The following is a 19,261-nucleotide window of genomic DNA, read 5'->3' on the forward strand; positions in this document are numbered from 1 at the left end:
AATATGTTTTTTTCTTTTGTTTTAAAACGATTTTTGTAGTATCATTTAATAAAGAAATGAGTGTAAGAAGAGGCGGAGATGAAAATAAAAAATAAAAAGAAAAAATCATTATTAATATTATTATTAATTTTAGTGCCTGGTTTTATTGCTACAGCTGCAACTCTTCCTTTTGCTTTTTTTAAAAAACAAAAGGAACAAATAGAAAAAAACCCTATTATTGGAGATCAAAAAGCATCAATTAACAAGGTAAATAAAATAGAATTTGCAAACATTACTGAAAATTCAGTAAGTGTTTCTTTACAACCTGAAAATAAATTTGAAATTTCACCAAGTTCCAAAATTACTTTAGAATTAAGTAATGGTACAAAAGCAGTTGCTGAAAAGTGAAAATTTAATGATAAAAACATTGTTTTAGAAATAAATAAACTAAAAGAAAATACTAATTATACTATTTATGGAATAGAAGTAGACAACAAACCTTTACAAATAAATAGTTTAGCTAAAAAAACTTTTAAAACAAATAAACAATTTTTTGCCCAAAATACAGAGATTATAAATATTAAAGAAACAGAAGCAACTTTAAATTTTGATTTTGAAGAAAACATAAATCATTTTAATTCTTTATCCATTGAATTTTTAAATGGAAAAGCTCAAAATTTTTCTAATGTTCATATAAATAACCATAAAGTTGATTTGAAACTTGAAAGTTTAATTGCTTCTACTGATTATACAATAACTAAAATAATGTATAATCAACATAACATATTGAAAAAAAATATTAAATTCACAACTTTAGAAAAACAAAAAGTAATTTTAAGAGACTTTAAAGTTCTAGAAAATAAAGAAAATTCAGTCAAATTAGAAATATCTATTGATAATTCAAATTTAATTTCCAATGATCAAGAGATATTTATTAATTTAAGAAGTAAAAATGGAAACGAAGAAAAAAGAATCAATAATTTTTCCGTGTTTGAAAATAAAATCACTTTTGTTATAGATTATTTACAAAGCGACACAAGTTATACAATAGATACTATAAAAAATAATCAAGATTTTTGAAATCTAAATAATAGTGATTTTAATTTTAAAACTTTAGAAAAACATTATTTTGTTTCCAATATAAAAGTTAAAGATATTGAAACCAATAGTGCAAGATTAGTTTTAGATTTAAATGAAAATATAAAACTACAAAAAGTTGATATAAAATTAGATAAAAAAATAGAACCTTTTGTTTTTACTTTTTCCAACACAAACAAAAATATAGAGTTACTTTTAAATGATTTAATGGATAATCAAAACTATTTCATAGAATATATAAAAATCAATGATAAAAATATTCAATTTCCTATTTTTAATTTTAAAACACAACTTTCAGCACCTATTATAAATAATATTTCTTTAGTTGAAAAGGATACAAATACAGCAACCTTAGATTTTATTTTCAGTAATAAAGAATATTTTTCTACTTCAAAAATTATCACAATAACTTTAGAATTTAAAGAAGGGGAAGAAATAAAAGAAAAAGAATTTAATTTTACCATCAATAATAATGAAAATTCTTTATCAGAACATTTTAATTTTTATAATTTATTACCTTCTACTATTTATAAAGTTAAAAAAGTTGAAGTTGAAGGGAATGTTTTAAAAAGTAAAGTTTCTAATTTTTCTTTTAGAACATCTGATATCGTTATTGAACATGAAAAAAATATTACTTTGTCTGAAGTTAGTTCAACAACAAATTCAGTTGTTATTCAATTAAGCAACTTATCGGATAATTTAGATAATAATGATATTGAAAATATAAAAATTAAATTAGTTAATGAAGAAGATTATAAAAATGTTGAATTTACAAAAGAAGATAATGTAATACAAATTTATTTAAGTAATTTAAATGAAAATTCAACTTATCAAATAGAAAATTTAAAAATAAATGATGTAGTTTATAATCCAACTAACGTTTTTTCTTTTAAAACAAAAGAGGAAGAAGTAAAAAATACTAACATACAAATTTTATCTTTAAATACACACTTTGCACAACTTCAATTATCATTTAACAAAGGAAATGCCTTTATAGACGGAGATTTATTAGTAATAGAAACAAGAGATGAACAAGGACAATTTCAACAATTTTCACAAGAATGAAGAGCTTCAAATAGTTCTATTATATTAAACAACTTAAAAAGTAACACTAGCTATTACATAAATAAAATTTACAAAAATAACAAAGAGATATTTATTGAAAGTACAAATAGAAATTTTCATACTTCAGCTTTAAGAATGGAGAATTTTGAAGTTATTAATACAACAGAAAATAGTGCTAAAATAAAAGTTTCTTTAAATAACATTAGTCTTTTTGATAAAGGAAATAGAATAAAATTAATTTTATCCAACTCAGGACAGCAAGAAGAAAAAGAAGCAAAAAACTATGAAGTAAATGGAAATGATATTTATTTCACAATTGATAATTTAAACAAAAATACAACTTATAACGTTGTTAATTTTAAATATGATGAAGAAACGGTGGTTTTAGATCATAGTTTTCCAACAATTCAAACAAAAAACAGTTTGCAAATTGAAAATATTTCATATAAAGACATAAGTCAAAAATCTGCAACTGTAATTTTAACTTTTACAAATGTAATAGATAAAAACGTTAATAAACATTTAAATATAACACTTGATAATAATGAGAGATATTTTCAAACTTCTTTTATATTGAATGATTCTAACCAATTAGAAATTAGTTTTGATAATTTGCAACCTAATAGAAATTATTCTATTAATTCAATAATGATTGATAATGAAGAGATTAATATTAGTAATCTAAATACTCAATTTAAAACTCTAAAAAATCCAAAAATACAGGATTTTACTGTAAATTCTATAACATCCGATTCAGTGGATTTAACTTTAAATTTCGAAAATTTAATTTACAATTCCAATTCTATATTCAATATAAAATTCTCAAACTTAGAATCAATTTCAATTTTATCTTCTAAAATTTTAAATAATAGTTTAAATTTACACTTAAATAATTTACATTCAAACTCTTTATATACTTTAGAACAAATAACACTAAATAATAATAATGTAGAAAAAGAAAGAGATTTTTCATTCAAAACTCTTGCTAATTTAAATTTAAGTAATAAGACAATAACTAACATTACTCATAATTCTGCTCTTTTAGTATTAACTTTTGAAAATATAAATGATGTAGATTCTAGACAACCTATAATTGTAGAATTAAATAATGGAGATTCATACACTTTTAATGATTATCAAAAGGAAAATGATAGTATTTCATTAAGTTTGGAGAGTTTATCAGCAAACACTGCTTATAAAATATTATCAATAAGACATAATAACCAAAATTTAATTAGTAATGAGCAAATGGACTTTAGAACATTATTAATTCCGAGTTCTCTTTCTTATGTAACTCAAAATTCAAGTACTTATAATTCGATAGACTTTACTTTGAATTTTAGAAATCCTGAGTGAATAGAAACAAATAAACCAATAACCATAGTTTTAGAGAGAAATGACACAAAAGAAGAAATTTCTAAAACTTTTAATCCTTTTAATTTAGCAAACAAAGCTTCTAAATTTACATTTAATAATTTGGAAAGTAATACAATTTATAAAATAAAAAGCATAATGCATAAAAATACAGAACTTTTAACTACAACAAATTCTTTTATGCTTCAAACAATCAAAAATATTAATTTAGAAAATGCAATTATTCACTTTGTAACAACAAATTCTGCAGTTTTAAATTTAACTTTTAACTCATTAAAAGACATAGATAATACAGTTCCTATTGCTGTTGAATTTTCAAATGGTACAACTTTGGAATTCACAAACTATGAAAAACAAGGAAATCTTATTTCGCTTCATTTAAATAATTTAGTTCCTTATACAAATTATTCTGTTTTTGCCATAAAATACAATAGAAAAAACATTTTAAATAACTTAAGTGTAAATTCTTTTAGAACAGAACAAACCGCTTCTTCTGTAGTTAATGTTACAGAAGAAAACAAAAGTTATAACTCTTTAAACTTAGCATTTGAGTTTTCAAACAAAGAATGAATGAATTTAAGTTCTACAATAACATTTGAATTAAAAAATTTATCTAATAATAAAGTGGTAAGACAAGAATTTGCCCATTTTAATATTGAAAATAATTTAGCTAAATTTAGTTTTCAAAATTTAGAAAGCAATTCAAATTATCAAATAACAAAAGTTGAACATAAGCAACAAAATATTTTAAATAGTAATTCACACTATGTTTTTGCAACTACAAAACACATTCATTTACTAAGTAAGTCAGTTGATCATATTACAACAAATGCTGCAACTTTAAATTTAACATTTGAGAATAATAAGGATTTAAATAATTTAGAACCTATAACTGTAGTATTATCTAATGGCACAAGCAAAAATTTTACTCATTATGTTTTAAATAATAATGAAGTTTCTTTTCAATTAGATAATTTGTTTGCATTTACAGATTATCAAATAACATCTATTAATTATGGAAATATTCGTTTATTAAATAATTATGAAACAATCAATTTTAAAACAAAACAAAGAATTTCTTCTTTATTAGGTATCAATAATTTATTAACTGGTTATAATAGTTTAAAATTAAATTTTACTTTTTCAAATAAAGAATGAATAGATGTTAATCAACCTTTTGTAATAGAGTTACTAAATACTTCAAACAATGAAATCATAAGCAAAACTTTTAATACATTTAGTGTTGAAAATAATCAAATTCACTTTGCTTTTGATAATTTAATTAGTAATACAACATATAAAGTTAAAAGTGTAAAACACCAAGAAATTAATCTTTTACCAGAAAATTCTTCTTACTATTTTACAACTAATAAAGATGTTAAAATAATAAGCACTTCAATAGATAATATTACTTTAAATTCAGCAAGTTTACATTTAAATTTTAGAGCTATTAAAGACATTAATACCCATAATTCCTTTATAATCGAATTTCAAGGTGGGGAAACCAAAATAATTTCTCATTATTCTATAAACAACAATATAGTAACAATAAATTTAAGTAATTTAGTTGAATCACAAAATTACTCTATAACTCAAATTAAATATGAAAATAAAAATTTAATTGAAAACTCAATTAATTTTAGAACAGATGATTTTGTATCAATTAATAATTATTCAGTTGCTAATGTTAATGAGCATTCCGCAAGTATAAATGTTGTATTTAATAATCCTAAATATTTAAATTCAAATGAAAATATAACTTTAGAGTTTTCTAATGGATTAGTGAAAACTTTTTCACACAATTTAATCACCAACAACTCTTTATCACAAATCATTTCTGGATTAAATCAAAACACCACTTATACACTTAAAAATATAAAATTAGGTAATAGAATTTTAAATCATTCTGGAGTTTATACAAGTTTTACCACAGCAAAAAGTGTTACAGTAGTTAGCGGATTAAACTTTAGTAATATAACTTATAATTCAGCAAATTTAAATATAAATTTATCTAACACTGATTGACTAGAACAAAATCAAAATTTAGTTATTTATTTAATTAAAAATAATACTAATACTGAAATTAATAAAGAAGTAACTTTAAGTTCTAATAATAGCAATATAACACTAAATTTAAATAATTTAGATAGTAATTCTACTTATAGAATAAGCAGAATTAATCACAAGAATATTGATCTTCAAATAAATACTAATACACGGGAATTTAGCACTAAAAAGGATATTTTATTAAAAACAATGCAAAGCAGTGATGTTCAAATTGCTTCTGCTAAATTAACTTTAAAATTAAGATTTACAAAAGATATTTCAACTAGCGATAGATTAACTGTTGTATTAAATAATCGTGAAAAAAATATTGATAATTTCAGAATAATTGATAGTACAACAATTGATTTAATGTTAAATAATTTAGATTTTAATACACACTATACAGTAAATAATGTTAAATACAACAATCAGTCAATGGAAAAAGATTCATCTTTTAGAACTATTTCTTTCACAACTAAAGACAACCCACAAAGAATTAAAGTTTCAAACATTTCTACAGAACATATTACAACTTCAAGTGCTAATATGATAATTTCTTTTGAAAACGCTTCTCAATTTGATAAAACAAAAGAATTGGTTTTAAATTTTAATAATAATTATTCTAAAAGATTTACAAATATCGTTTTACTTAATAATAATATAAGTTTAAGTCTTGATAATTTACTCGATAATACTGAATATGTATTGCAAAGTATTACTTATGATGGTAGAAGTTTGGAAATCAAACCAGAAGTAGTTAAAAACTTTAGAACAGAAGCTAGAAAATTAGAAATTGCATCAATTCAAGTTAAAAACCTTGAATCTGATTATGGAGTAAGTGCTGATTTTGTTTTAAGATTTAAAAATCAAGATTTATTTACAGGCAAAAAAGAACTCAAAATCAAAATTCAAGATGTTAATGAGGCTAGAAGAACGGTTTATGCTAAATCCAAAGATATAGCTCTTGATTTTGATAATAAAATATCTCTTTCAACTAATTCTTTAGTTAACAATGGAATTTTTAGAATAACTGATGTTTTATTTGACAATGTATCAATTAAGTTTCCAAATGTAGATGATTTTAAACCATTTAAACGGGCAAAACCTTTAATTTCGGACGGAACACCGCCTGAACCAGATGATCCAGAACCAACAACTGAAGAACCTTCAAACAATCAACCATCAACACCAAATCCTGAACCAACTCCTGCTCCAAAACCAAAACCAAACTATAACTATGATCAACCACATAATCAAAGTGAGCACACTAGATACTATAGTGGAACAAGTTTAAACAATTTAGATTGAATGAAATCCTTAGATGACTCTGCTAGAATTTCAGATTTAAGTATTCCAGGAACTCATGATAGTGCGATGTTTTCAGGAACAGGTTTCTATTACTTTTTTGGTAAGGATTATGCAAAAACACAAGCTAATGACTATGATACACAACTAAAACAAGGAATTAGATTTTTTGACTTAAGAATTGATGAAAATATGAATTTAAGACATGGTGTAACTTATGCTACAACAAACTTAAGTAATGCTCTAAGAGATTTTGCTTATTTCTTACAAAGACACCCAAGTGAATTCTTATTATTAAGAATAAAAAGTGAAGATTATAAACCAGGTCAAAGTGCACAGTTTAGACAACAATATAGACAAAAATTCGAAAATGCTCTTTTAAAACATTATGATTATTTATATCAAAGAGAATCATACAAAGGAACTTTATGACCAACAGTTGCTGATTTAAGAGGAAAAATGATGATATTCAATGATCTAGATCCTGAAATTACAACCGATACTTCTTGAGGTCCAAAATATAACTCAGGTGGACAAGCGGCAAAACCTTATATTTTCTACACACAAGATAACTTTGAAGCTACTCCAAATGATAAATATGATTCTATCAAAGGGCAATATGACATTAGTACCAAGTACAAAGGTCAAGGAGTGTTATTTTTAAACTTTACATCACACACTAATTTACCTACCACAATTTTTAGATTAGCTGAACAGGCTAATCCAAAAGTTTTAAATCTTCTAAAAACCTATGAAAGAGATCATAGATTTATCTCTGGAATTACAATTATGGATTTTCCAGGAGATGCACTTGTGCAGCAAGTTATTAAAATGAATAGAATTAAATAACTGACAATTATGTCGGTTATTTTTTTAATTTTAATCAAAAAATGCAAATTATATATATAATTTTTATATGAAAATAAGAAAATTAATTATACCAGCCGCTGGGTGAGGAACTAGATTTTTACCTTTTACTAAAACGGTTCATAAAGAGTTATTACCGGTTTTAAATAGACCAACTATTGATTATTTAGTAGAAGAAGCTATTGAATCCGGAATAGAAGAAATTTGAATTATTATTTCACCTAGAAAAGAATGGATGATGGATTATTTTAGAGTTAATTATGATTTAGAAGAAGAATTAGTGGAAAAAAATAAAACTGATTTATTAAATGATTTGCAAAGAACTAATTTTATTAAAAAGCCTAATATTAAAATTAAACAAATACACCAAGATGAACAACTAGGATTAGGTCATGCTATTTGAGTTGCTGCTAAAAAAATTAAGAATGAACCATTTGCTGTTATTTTAGGTGATGATTTAATTTATAGCAGTAAAAAACCAGCAATTAAGCAACTTATGGAACAATATGAAAAATATAAATGTTCTATTTTAGGAGTATCTGCTGTAGAATGAAATGAAGTACATAAATATGGTATTGTAGTTCCTAAACATATTAATCAAGGACACGGAAAAGTTTTTGAAATAATGGATGCGATAGAGAAACCTAAGCGTTCAGAAGCACCAAGTAACAAGGCAATTATTGGAAGATATGTTTTTACACCAGAAATTATGCCAATATTAAAAAACTTAGAACCTGGTTTTGGTGGTGAAATTCAGCTAGTAGATGCTTTTCCAAAATTAATGGAAACTCAAAAAATTTATGCTTGTGAGCTTGATGGAATTAGATATGATTTAGGTTCAGTAGAAGGTTTTGTTAAAGCTAATATTGATTATGCATTAAGAGAAAATAGTTTAAAAAATAGCATAAAATCCTTTATAAAAGAAAAAGAAGAGATAAAATAATATGAAAACTTTTTTATTAATTGGTGGTGCAGGTTACATTGGGTCAGTGTTTGCTTATTACCTTTTAGATAACAACCATAAAGTTATAATTATTGATAATTTAAGTTCTGGAAATAAAGAATTTTTAGATCAAAATATGATTTTTTATAATATTGATCATAATAATATTGATGAAATGGAAAAAGTTTTTGTCAATCATCAAATTGATACAGTAGTTATGTTTTCTGCTTTTATAAAAGTTGGAGAATCAGTTACTAAACCACTTGATTATTATAGAAATAATATAAATGGTATTATTAATGTTTTAACTTTAATGGATAAATTTTCTATAAATAAATTGTTATTTTCATCTACTGCTGCTGTTTATGGAAAGGGCAAAGGATTACCTTTCAAAGAAAATAATGCAAAGAAACCTATAAATCCCTATGGTAACTCTAAAGTTTTTTGTGAACAAATTATTAAAGACTACGCTAAAACCAATGAAAAATTTAAATATGGAATTTTAAGATATTTTAATGTTGCTGGATCAGATCCTCAAATAAGAGCAGGTCTTTTTTCTAAAACCAATAACTATTCTTTATTAATACCTGTTATTGCAAATAAAGTTTTAAAAGAAGAAGAATTTGAAATTTTTGGTAATGATTATAATACACCTGATGGTACATGTATAAGAGATTACATCCATGTAAAAGATTTAGCAGAAGCACACTTATTATTAGATAAATATTTAGATAAACATAAAAGTGAAATTTTTAATGTAGGAAGTAATAAAGGTTATTCTAATAAAGAAGTAGTAGATATGTTTTCTAAGATTTTAAATAGAAAAATTAATTTTAAATTTGGAGCAAGAAGAGAAGGAGATCCTGATTTCCTAGTTTCAGATTCAAATAAAATTCAGCAAAAATTAAGATTTAAATTAAAATATAGTTTAGAAGATATAATTAACCACGAAATTCAATGAAGAAAAAAATTAAAAAATCTCAAATAAAAGTATAAGAAATTAACTTTTTACAAAGTTAATTTTTATTTCATTTGTATGTGTTAAAATTGTAATACTATTATTTAATAAAAATTAATTAAAAATAAATGGAGAACAAATGAAAAATAAATTATCTATTTTGATTCCTTGTTTCAATAAAAATAAGTATTATAAAAGAGTTTTTAAATGCTTGATTAAACAAACAGATAAGAGATTTGATTTAGTTTTTTTAAACGATTCATCTACAGACAACACTTTAGAAGTTTTAAATGAATTTAAAAATAAATATGATGATTTATTTAATATTAAAATAATAAATTTAGAAAAAAATGGCGGATTAGCAAATGCTAGAAACATTTTAATAAACAATTGTGATACAGAATATTTTTTATTTTTAGATCCAGATGATCTTATTACAAAAAATGCCATTTTTGAATTTAATAAACCCATCTATTCAAGTCATAAATATGATATTATTACTGCTCATTTTTCATTAATTTTTAAAAATATTCCCATTTTAAATTTAGCAAAAACAAAAATTTTAACAAAACCTAAATATAAAAATAACATTGAATATACACAAGATCAACTTGCTTTTATTTGAAACAAAGCTATAAATAGAGATTGATTTTTAAATTTAGACATTTCCTTTTTAGTTGGTTATAATTATGAAGATTTTCCTATTTCTTTCATTTCGTTATTATCGACAATAAATAGTTATCACATTAATAAAAAAACATATAAATATGATTTAAATTTACAAGGTTTATCTAAAAAACATAATATTAAAAAAATAGTTAGTATAACTAAAAATTTAGATTTTTTATATAGCGAACTTAAAAAAAGAAACATTTTTAATGTATATAAAGAAAATATTGAAAAATATTTTATAAGAAAAGTATTCACTCATATTTTTTGAGCTCACCATAATTTAAATAAAGAAAACGAGTTTCAGATAGTTTTAATTGATTTTTATAATATTTTAGAAAAATATCAAATTGATGAACGAATAATTAAATATAAAACTAAATTTTTTTCTCTTTTTAATATTGCTTTTTCTAATTATGAAAAATTAAGATATAAAAAATACAATTTAGAAAATTTACAGAAAGATTTTAATGGAAACAAAGAATAAAATAACTATTTTGATACCGATTTTTAATGGAGAGAAAACTTGTAAAAATTTGTTGTTATCAATAACTAAGCAAACAGATGCAAGATTTAATGTATTGTTTTTAAATAATGGTTCTACAGATAATACTAAAACAGTTCTACATAAATTTAAAGATGAAAATAAAAATAATATTGATATAAAAATTATTGATTTTGTTCAACACTCAGAAAGTTCTCACATAAAAAATTACTTAATTGATAATTGTGAAACTGAATTTTTTATTTTTTTAAATTTTACAGATGAACTTGAACCTAATGCTATTTTAGAATTTAATAAAGTATTGTATTCAGCAGAGAAAAAATACAATATAATCCTTTCTGATTTTTCATTTAGTAATAAAAATAATTTACTTATGAATATATTTAAAAAAAGAATTTTTATAAAGGAAAAATACAGAAAAAAAATAAATTTTGAAATAGAGAAATTTACTTTTATTTGAAACAAATTAATTAATAAAGAATGATATAAAAGTTTATATTTACCTTTTTATTTAGGTTATACTTATGAAGAATTTTCTCTTGCTTTGGTTTTATTTTTATTAACTGATAATATTTATTATATTCATAAAAAATTATATAAATATGATTGAAATTCAAATTCAGATTTTAAAAGTCATACTACTGATAAAATAATAGGAATAGCAAAAAATTTAGATTACTTATATTTACAATTAAAAATAAGAAACAAATATGAGTTATTTGAAAAAACATTTGAAGAAACAGTTTTATGTTCAATTTTTATACATATTTTTTATAATAAAAATAAGCAAAATATAGACAAAAAATTTCAAGATGCTTTAAAAGAGTTTTATAAGTTTATTGATAAGTATGATTTAGAAATAAAACTTTCTAAATATAGAAAAGATTTTACATTTAAATTTAATAATTCATTAAGAAGTTATGATAAATTTAGACATATTAAAAGAGATTTTTAATAATTAAAATCCAATGCTTTGATGCACTGGATTGTTTTTACTTTTATTTTTCATGTTTGAAGAAAGAAATAATTGTTTCTAAAGCATTTTGGATATCAACTTTTGATTTTAATTCTTCACTTTTTATTAAAGGAGTTACAAAATCAACAAGTTTTTTTTCTGTTTTGTCATTGATGTTAGAAAGTAAGTCTTTAATTTTTGCATTTTGTTCATCAATGTCAGGGTTTGTTAATTTTGCTTCATTATATAATTTTTGTATATTTTCTTTTAAGTATTCAGTAACAATTTTTTTCTTTTCTTCTGCTGTTGCTACTAAGTAATCTGGGCGATCTGCAGTTAATCTTTTTATGGTTTTATCAACTACTTGATTTAAAGTAGGTTCTACATTAAATGATTCAAATTGATTTTTTATAATTGGAAATACAATGTTTTGTATTCTTTGATCATTAACTAAATTAGAAACATCAGTTAATATTTTTTTAAGTGTTTCTTTATCTTCTTCGCTTAAATTTTTATAATCTTTGGTTAATAAATCTTGTAATTTGTTAATATTAGTTGCAAGATCTGCTCCATTTTTAATAATTCCATATAAGTTATGAATTCCTGTACCTTTACCACCTGTCAGTATTTTTACACCAATCTCTGTAGAATTTGCATAACTTGTTTTTTTATCAGAAGGGAAAAGCAATACATTAGAAAACAGAAGAGCACCTGGCACTGTTAACAATAGATTAGTTCCTGCAAAAACACCACCATAAATTAATTTGCTTATTTTAGTAAAAGTTTTATTGCTTTTTTTCTTTTTAATTTTACTGAAAATTGCTATTACTAGTGCAATTGTAAAGAAAATAAATCTAAAAATTCAATAAACTATTAATGCAACTACTGTTGCAGCTAAAGTAGTAAAACCTTCCGGATCATCAAAATGTTCTTTAGCATATTTATTAGCAATGCTATAAAAAATGACTGTACCAATTATAGTTATAATTATGGAAACAAACTTAAAAATGGTAAATTTAAGTTTTAAAAAATAACCGGTAACTAAAGAAAAAAGTATAGAAAAAGCAAATAAAATTGGAACTCAAATATGTGGTGAAGAACCTTTCATTGAGTTTAATGTATTTAAAATTGAACCAATAAATCCTTCCATTATTGTTCATCCTCCCAAACAAATTCATATTCATATATTCTAACTACATCACCAGCTTGTATGTTGAGTTCAATAAGTTCATTTCAAACACCAATTTCTTTTAGTTTTTGATTAAATCTCATTAAATTATCATGTGATACAATAGGAATTTTGTTGTAAATTTCTTCCACTTCAGGACCAAACACTTCAAACAGTCCTTCGTGTATTTTTTTAACTTCGTGATATTTTTCTAAAGTAATTGTAACTTCAGAGAAAGTTTTTTCAAAAATAGGGGTTTTTTCTTTTTCTAATGCTTCTCAAAGTTTGATTTTTAATGTATCAATATTTTTATTTTCAATCGCACTAATTTCCACTATTTCTAAATTTTTAAATTTCCTTTTAAATTTAGATAGTTGCTTTTTAAAAACTTCTTGATCTGATTTATTAGCAACTATTATTTGTTTTCTTTTTTCTAAATTTAAATTATAAGTTTTTAATTCTTCATTAATTTCAATATAGTCTTTTATTGGATTCTTAGTTTCGTCACCAAAATCAATTATATGAGCGATAACTCTACATCTTTCAATGTGTTTTAAAAATTGAATTCCAAGTCCTTTACCTTGTGCCGCTCCTTGAATTAAACCTGGTAAATCAGCAGCAACAAAGGAATTTTCAAAAACTTGAACAAGTCCTAATTGTGGAACTAAAGTTGTAAAATGATAATCTGCAATTTTTGGTTTTGCATTTGAAATTCTAGATAAAATTGTAGATTTTCCAGCTGAAGGTTTTCCTAAAAAACCGACATCAGCTAAAACTTTTAAATTTAGAGTTAGATTAAATTTTTCACCAAAATCACCATTTTCGCTAATTTTGGGAGCAGTATTTTTGGAAGATTTAAATTTAGTGTTTCCTCTTCCACCTTTACCACCTTTTGCTATTAAATAATTTTCTTCTGTTATGATATCATGCAACAATTTATTTCCATCATAAATAAGAGTTCCTATTGGTACTTTGATATAAATATCTTTTCCAGCGGCTCCATATTGATTTTTTCTTCTACCATTTTCCCCGTCATTTCCTTTAATTATTTTCTTTAAATACAAAGGAAGAAGGGTGTTCATTCCAGGATCTCCTACAAAATAAATAGAACCTCCATTACCACCGTCACCGCCATCAGGGCCACCACGATCAACGTGTGCTTCTCTTCTGAAAGCAATCATTCCATTGCCGCCTTTTCCGGCTTGTACTTTCAATTTTACTTCATCTATAAATTTCATTAATTCTCCATATCTATAAATAAATGCTAATATTATTTAGTATTTTAAATAATAACACATTTACACAAATAAAAAAGAAAGAATCAAACTTGTTATAAAAGTTTTATTCCTTTTTTTGCTAATTCTTCTTTATATTCTTTAGGTCAAAAACTGGATTGTACTTCACCTATATGTTGTTTTTCAAGTAAAAGCATACTTAATCTACTTTGTCCTATTCCACCCCCAATTGTTAAAGGTAAAAGATTGTTTACAACATTAAAGTGATATTGTGAAATTTTTTCCACTTCTGCTTTTGATTTATTTGCTTGAGTACAAATGGACTCTGAATCTACTCTAATACCCATTGAAGAAATTTCAATTGCTTTTTCAAGAGTTTGAGAATAAATTATTAAATCACCATTTAAATTTCAATCATCATAATCAAACGCTCTTAATGATTGAATCAAACCTGATTTCATTTTGTGTCCTATTTGATAAATAAAGACAGTTCCTTTTGATTTGGTAATTAAATTTTCTCTTTCATTAACGGAATAGTTAGGATATAAATCCTCTAATTCTTGCGAAGAAATAAAGAAAACATTTTTAACTAATTCTTCTTTTAATACGGGAAATTGCTTTTTTAATTCTTCTTTGGTTTTCAAAATTGCTTTGTAAATTTTATTAACAATGCTTTTTAAAAAATCAATATTTCTATCAGAAGCTTTTATAATTTTTTCTCAGTCCCATTGATCTACATAGTATGAATGTAATTCATCTAAGTCTTCTTCTCTTCTGATTGCATTCATGTCTGTATAAATACCTTCATAAAAGTCATAATTATAGTCTTTTAAAGCCTGTCTTTTTCATTTAGCAAGTGAGTGAACAACTTCTAGTTTAACATCACTATTTTTAGTGGTAAAACTTACTGGTGATTCTCCGTTTAAACCATCATTTAACCCTGTTTGTTTTTCAACAAAAAGAGGAGCGGTAGCTCTAGTTAGATTTAATTCTTTTTTAATTTCTTCTTGAAATATTTTTTTTAAGTTTTGAATTGCTAATTGTGTTTCTTTTATATTTAATTTTGTTTTATTCATTTTTTTCTCCTTTTAAATAAAAATCTTTAATTATATTAAAATATTTTTCAAAGTTTTCATAGTAAATCATATGCCCAACTTTTTCAAAAACTTCTATTTGAATATTTTTAACATTATTATAAAAATATTTTATACAATTTTCCCTGTCTATAACAGCATCTTTTTCTCCAAGTAACAATAAAGTAGGAATTTTAATTGAATTTAAACCTTTTTCTATATTATTCATTAAATTTATATTTGGCAAACTTTCCCCTAATTTCACTATAGTTGGATTGTTGAATAGATAAGGATCAAAATTATTTTTTTCTTTTTCGATAAACTCTTTATTCATAAATAAAGGTGTTGGATCATAATACAAAGATTTCAAAAATGTCTTATATTCTTCAAAAGTTTTTGGAAAATAAGAATTAAAGTAATCTTCTTTTTTAACTAGTGAAGATTTGTTCATTGGTGCTACATAAATTAATTTTGAAAATAAAGATGGTTCTTGTAAATAAGCAAGAGAAATTATTCCCCCACCCATAGAATGACCGATTAAGACCACATCTTTTAAATTATTTTCTTTAATAAATTTAATTAAAAGATTTGCAAAAGAATAAACGCTAATTTCATCGTTATTTTTAGCTTCTAATAAATCATTTCCAGGAAAAGATATAGCATAATAATCACTTAAAGTTCATTTATCCATAAAAACATTGTGTCTGCTGTGATTTGAATTAAAACCATGAACAAAAATTACGGGATTTTTGGGTTGATTATTATCTTTGAAAACAAAGGGATAATCATATTTTATTTTTTTCATTTTTTAATTTTCCTTTTTCTTTTAATTTTAAAAAATACTTTTTTATTAAATTATATAATTTTCTTCAAAAATAAAATATAATTAAATAAGCATAATAAAAATAAACAAGGAGAAAAATGAGTTTAGTAAACGCAAAATTAATGATGAAAGATGCATATAAAAGAAAATATGCTATTCCACACATTAATATCAATAATTTAGAATGAGCAAAAACAGTTTTATTAGCAGCTCAAGAAATGAAATCACCTTTAATTCTTGCAACTTCAGAAGGTGCTGTTAAATATATGGGTGGTTTTAAAACCATTTATGGAATGGTTACAGGGTTAATTAGTGAATTAAAAATAACCATCCCAGTAGCTCTACACCTTGATCATGGTTCATATGATGCTTGTGTTAAAGCTATAAAAGAAGGATATACTTCAGTAATGTATGATGGATCACATTCTGACTTTAAAACAAACTATAACAATACTAAAAAATTAACCAAACTTGCTTTAGTACACGGAGTTTCTGTAGAAGCTGAAGTAGGAACTATTGGTGGTGAAGAAGACGGAATCATAGGAAATGGAGATTTAGCAAACCCAGAAGAAGCTAAAAAAATGGCAGCTTTAGGAATTGATATGTTGGCAGCGGGAATTGGAAATATTCACGGTCCATACCCCGCTTCATGAAAATCATTAAATTTTGAAGCTTTACAAGAAATTTCTGCTAAAGCAAAAATTGGTCTTGTTCTACATGGTGGTTCAGGAATACCAAGCGATCAAATTAAAAAAGCAATTTCTTTAGGAATTGCAAAAATTAATGTAAACACTGAATTACAACAAGCAAATGCTAAAGCTATTTGAGCATATGTTGAATCTGGAGAAGCTAAAAAAGGAAAAAACTTTGATCCAAGAAAATTATATGCTCCAGGAACAGCAGCAATGAGACAAACAGTAATTGAAAAAATTAAAGAATTTGGATCAGAAAATAGAGTTAAATAGACTCTATTTTTTTATGCGGAAAAATTTAGGAAAAATCCTTTTCATTTTCTTTTTATTTTTTAATTTTTTTACAGTTTCATGCTCTATAAAGACTGAAACAAAAATAAAAACCTATTTTGTGAATTCAGTCTATGATGGTGATACATTTACGGATAATAAGAATCAAAGGTATAGATTTTTTGGAATAGACGCTCCAGAAATAAAAGATAGAGATGGGGTCGAAACAAAAGGAAATAAACATTATTATGCTCTTTTAGCGAGAAATTTTTTAAGAAAACAGATTGATAAAAAAGAAATTCAAATTCAAATTATTAAAAAAGATAAATATAAAAGAAATGTGTCTAAAATTTTTATAAATAATATTGATATAGGACGTCAATTATTAAGAAACGGTCTAGTAATAGTCAGATACATTTCAATTGATAAAACTTCTCCTTTTTATACTGAAGATATTGATTATTATGATCAACTTCTTTCTGATTTTCATTATGCTCAAAAAAACAAGTTAGGTTTTTGAAAATTTTATTCATCACAAAAAGAAGTTGAAAAAGCCTTATATTAAGGTAATAGTTTTTATATTTTAAAAAAATAATAGTGGTATAATTTTGAAATTATGGATAAAGTTCAAATTTTTATAAAGAATAATATAAGGATAATAGTTTCTGATTTAACAAAATCAGCACAAAAAAATATTGAAGTGCAAAAATGTAATCCATTTCCAGCTTTAGTTTTAGCAAAAGCAATTTCTGTTTTTGGTCCACTTTCTTCGATTTTATCAATAAAAAGTGGAAAAGTAACTACATTTATTAAAAGTGAAAATGGAACAATAAAAAATTTGATTGTTGAATCAAGAACAGATGGTTCATTAAGGGCTTTATTAGATAATAATGATATTGTTACAGAAAAAGATGATTCAGATTTTGAAAATATACCACTTGTTCTTGGTTTAGGTAATGATGGCTTTTTAAGAATTACAAGAAATAATGGATCTCAACATTTTGGTGGAGAAGTTAAACTAATGAAGTCAGATATTGTTACAGATTTAGCCTATTATTTTAAAGTTTCTGAACAAATATATACAGCGATAATTTCAAGTGTTAAATTTAAAAACAAACAAACACTTGAAAGAGTTTATTCAGTGATTTTTCAATTATTACCAAGTCACACAGAAGAAGATATCGTATGAATTGAAAACTTTTTAAAAAATAATAATTTAGATAATATGTCTTTAGAAGAATACATAGACTCAATGGAAGCAACGTTTTTACAGGAAAAACAGTATTTTTGAGAATGTAAATTTAATAAAGAAGAAGTATTATCTTCATTAAAATTAATAGAAAAAACAGAAATTGACAAAATTCTGAATGAAGATGGGAAAATAGAAGTAGAATGTCATTTTTGTAAAGAAAATTTCTATTTTTACAGAGAGGATTTTAAATAATTATGAAAAAAATTATTTCATTAAAAAACATAAATAAGTTTTATGGACATAAAAAAGTTTTAGAAAACTTTAACTTTGATATTTATCAAGGTGAAAGAATAGCTTTGTTAGGTGGTAATGGTTCAGGAAAATCGACCACTGTTGAAATCATAGCAAGAATTAAAAAACCTACATCTGGTGAAGTTTGATGAGATGAAAATCTAAAATTAGGGATTCAATTTCAAGAATCTAAATATCCGCATGGAATAACTGTAAAAATGTTGATTGATTTTTATCTTGACAGTTATGGTAGAGAACAAGTTAGTCAAGAGTATGTTGAAGATTTAAAAAAGAAATTTAGACTAAAGGAATTAGAAAATAAACAAATCTATACATTATCTGGCGGACAACAACAAAGAGTAAATATTTTATTATCACTTGTACATAAACCAAATTTTTTAATTTTGGACGAATTATCAACAGGATTAGATATTAAAATAAGAAGAGAAATTAGACAATATGTTATGGATTATTTAGGGGCGAATGTTAATTGTTCACTAATTTTAATTACTCACAATACTTCTGAAGCATTGAAAATGTGTAATAAAATTGTGATATTAAATAAAGGAAAGATTTTTGTAAATGAAACAATTGATAATTTACTAAGAACAAAGGGAAATATAGATACATTTGTTGATGAGTTTTTTGATACAGTATATTCAGAAGAAGATGAAAAACAAAAGGAAAACGAAAAAACAAAAAACAAAAGTTTTTTAACTAAAATAAAGGAAAAATTAAGAAAAAGAGGATAAA

General features: G+C 23.7%; 13 protein-coding genes. 9 read left to right on the forward strand and 4 right to left on the reverse strand.

Annotation, left to right across the window (positions count from 1 at the left end; translation table 4 throughout):
- Positions 1-78: 78 nt before the first annotated feature.
- The 5 genes from ACR34G_RS00280 (at position 79) to ACR34G_RS00300 (ending at position 11,764) form a co-directional block, all read left to right on the forward strand.
- A complete protein-coding gene (locus ACR34G_RS00280) occupies positions 79-7,716 on the forward strand; it encodes a hypothetical protein (RefSeq protein ID WP_436358790.1) in 7,638 nt (2,545 codons plus the stop codon).
- Positions 7,717-7,783: 67 nt separating this feature from the next.
- Positions 7,784-8,677 (forward strand): UTP--glucose-1-phosphate uridylyltransferase, encoded by an 894-nt coding sequence (locus tag ACR34G_RS00285; protein ID WP_436358791.1) that lies wholly within the window; start codon positions 7,784-7,786, stop codon positions 8,675-8,677.
- A 1-nt stretch (position 8,678) separates the two neighbouring features.
- Positions 8,679-9,665, forward strand: a complete 987-nt coding sequence (gene galE / locus ACR34G_RS00290; RefSeq protein ID WP_436358792.1) for a UDP-glucose 4-epimerase GalE — start codon at positions 8,679-8,681, stop codon at positions 9,663-9,665.
- 109 nt (positions 9,666-9,774) lie between these two features.
- On the forward strand, positions 9,775-10,791 hold the full coding sequence (locus tag ACR34G_RS00295; RefSeq protein ID WP_436358793.1) for a glycosyltransferase family 2 protein: 1,017 nt from the start codon (positions 9,775-9,777) through the stop codon (positions 10,789-10,791).
- A complete protein-coding gene (locus tag ACR34G_RS00300) occupies positions 10,775-11,764 on the forward strand; it encodes a glycosyltransferase family 2 protein (RefSeq protein WP_436358794.1) in 990 nt (329 codons plus the stop codon). The genes ACR34G_RS00295 and ACR34G_RS00300 overlap by 17 nt, the downstream gene beginning before the upstream one ends.
- A 43-nt stretch (positions 11,765-11,807) precedes the next feature.
- Here ACR34G_RS00300 and ACR34G_RS00305 read toward each other — a convergent pair whose 3' ends face one another.
- From ACR34G_RS00305 to ACR34G_RS00320, 4 genes are all read right to left on the reverse strand, one after another.
- Positions 11,808-12,914 carry a hypothetical protein gene (locus ACR34G_RS00305; protein ID WP_436358795.1) on the reverse strand — a complete coding sequence of 369 codons (1,107 nt, stop codon included), beginning with the start codon at positions 12,912-12,914 and terminating at the stop codon, positions 11,808-11,810.
- Positions 12,914-14,170 (reverse strand): GTPase ObgE, encoded by a 1,257-nt coding sequence (gene obgE / locus ACR34G_RS00310; protein ID WP_436358796.1) that lies wholly within the window; start codon positions 14,168-14,170, stop codon positions 12,914-12,916. Before obgE ends, ACR34G_RS00305 begins: the two co-directional genes overlap by 1 nt.
- Positions 14,171-14,262: 92 nt before the next feature.
- The gene (locus ACR34G_RS00315) at positions 14,263-15,243 is read right to left on the reverse strand and encodes an aspartate--ammonia ligase (RefSeq protein ID WP_436358797.1); all 981 of its coding nucleotides are present in this window, start codon (positions 15,241-15,243) and stop codon (positions 14,263-14,265) included.
- On the reverse strand, positions 15,236-16,045 hold the full coding sequence (locus tag ACR34G_RS00320) for an alpha/beta fold hydrolase (protein WP_436358798.1): 810 nt from the start codon (positions 16,043-16,045) through the stop codon (positions 15,236-15,238). The genes ACR34G_RS00315 and ACR34G_RS00320 overlap by 8 nt, the downstream gene beginning before the upstream one ends.
- A gap of 116 nt (positions 16,046-16,161) precedes the next feature.
- Between ACR34G_RS00320 and fba the strand changes: the two genes are divergently transcribed.
- From fba to ACR34G_RS00340, 4 genes are read left to right on the forward strand one after another with little or no spacing between them, the layout of a single operon-like run.
- The gene (gene fba, locus ACR34G_RS00325) at positions 16,162-17,028 is read left to right on the forward strand and encodes a class II fructose-1,6-bisphosphate aldolase (RefSeq protein ID WP_436358799.1); all 867 of its coding nucleotides are present in this window, start codon (positions 16,162-16,164) and stop codon (positions 17,026-17,028) included.
- Positions 17,029-17,041: 13 nt separating this feature from the next.
- Complete coding sequence (locus ACR34G_RS00330) at positions 17,042-17,590, forward strand: thermonuclease family protein (protein ID WP_436358800.1); 549 nt, start codon at positions 17,042-17,044, stop codon at positions 17,588-17,590.
- A gap of 51 nt (positions 17,591-17,641) precedes the next feature.
- Positions 17,642-18,469 carry an Hsp33 family molecular chaperone HslO gene (locus tag ACR34G_RS00335; RefSeq protein WP_436358801.1) on the forward strand — a complete coding sequence of 276 codons (828 nt, stop codon included), beginning with the start codon at positions 17,642-17,644 and terminating at the stop codon, positions 18,467-18,469.
- A gap of 2 nt (positions 18,470-18,471) precedes the next feature.
- Positions 18,472-19,260 (forward strand): ABC transporter ATP-binding protein, encoded by a 789-nt coding sequence (locus tag ACR34G_RS00340; RefSeq protein ID WP_436358802.1) that lies wholly within the window; start codon positions 18,472-18,474, stop codon positions 19,258-19,260.
- The last annotated feature ends 1 nt before the right edge of the window (position 19,261 follow it).

The organism is Mycoplasma sp. 480, assembly GCF_051353065.1.
Classification (GTDB): domain Bacteria; phylum Bacillota_I; class Bacilli_A; order Mycoplasmatales; family Metamycoplasmataceae; genus Mesomycoplasma_A.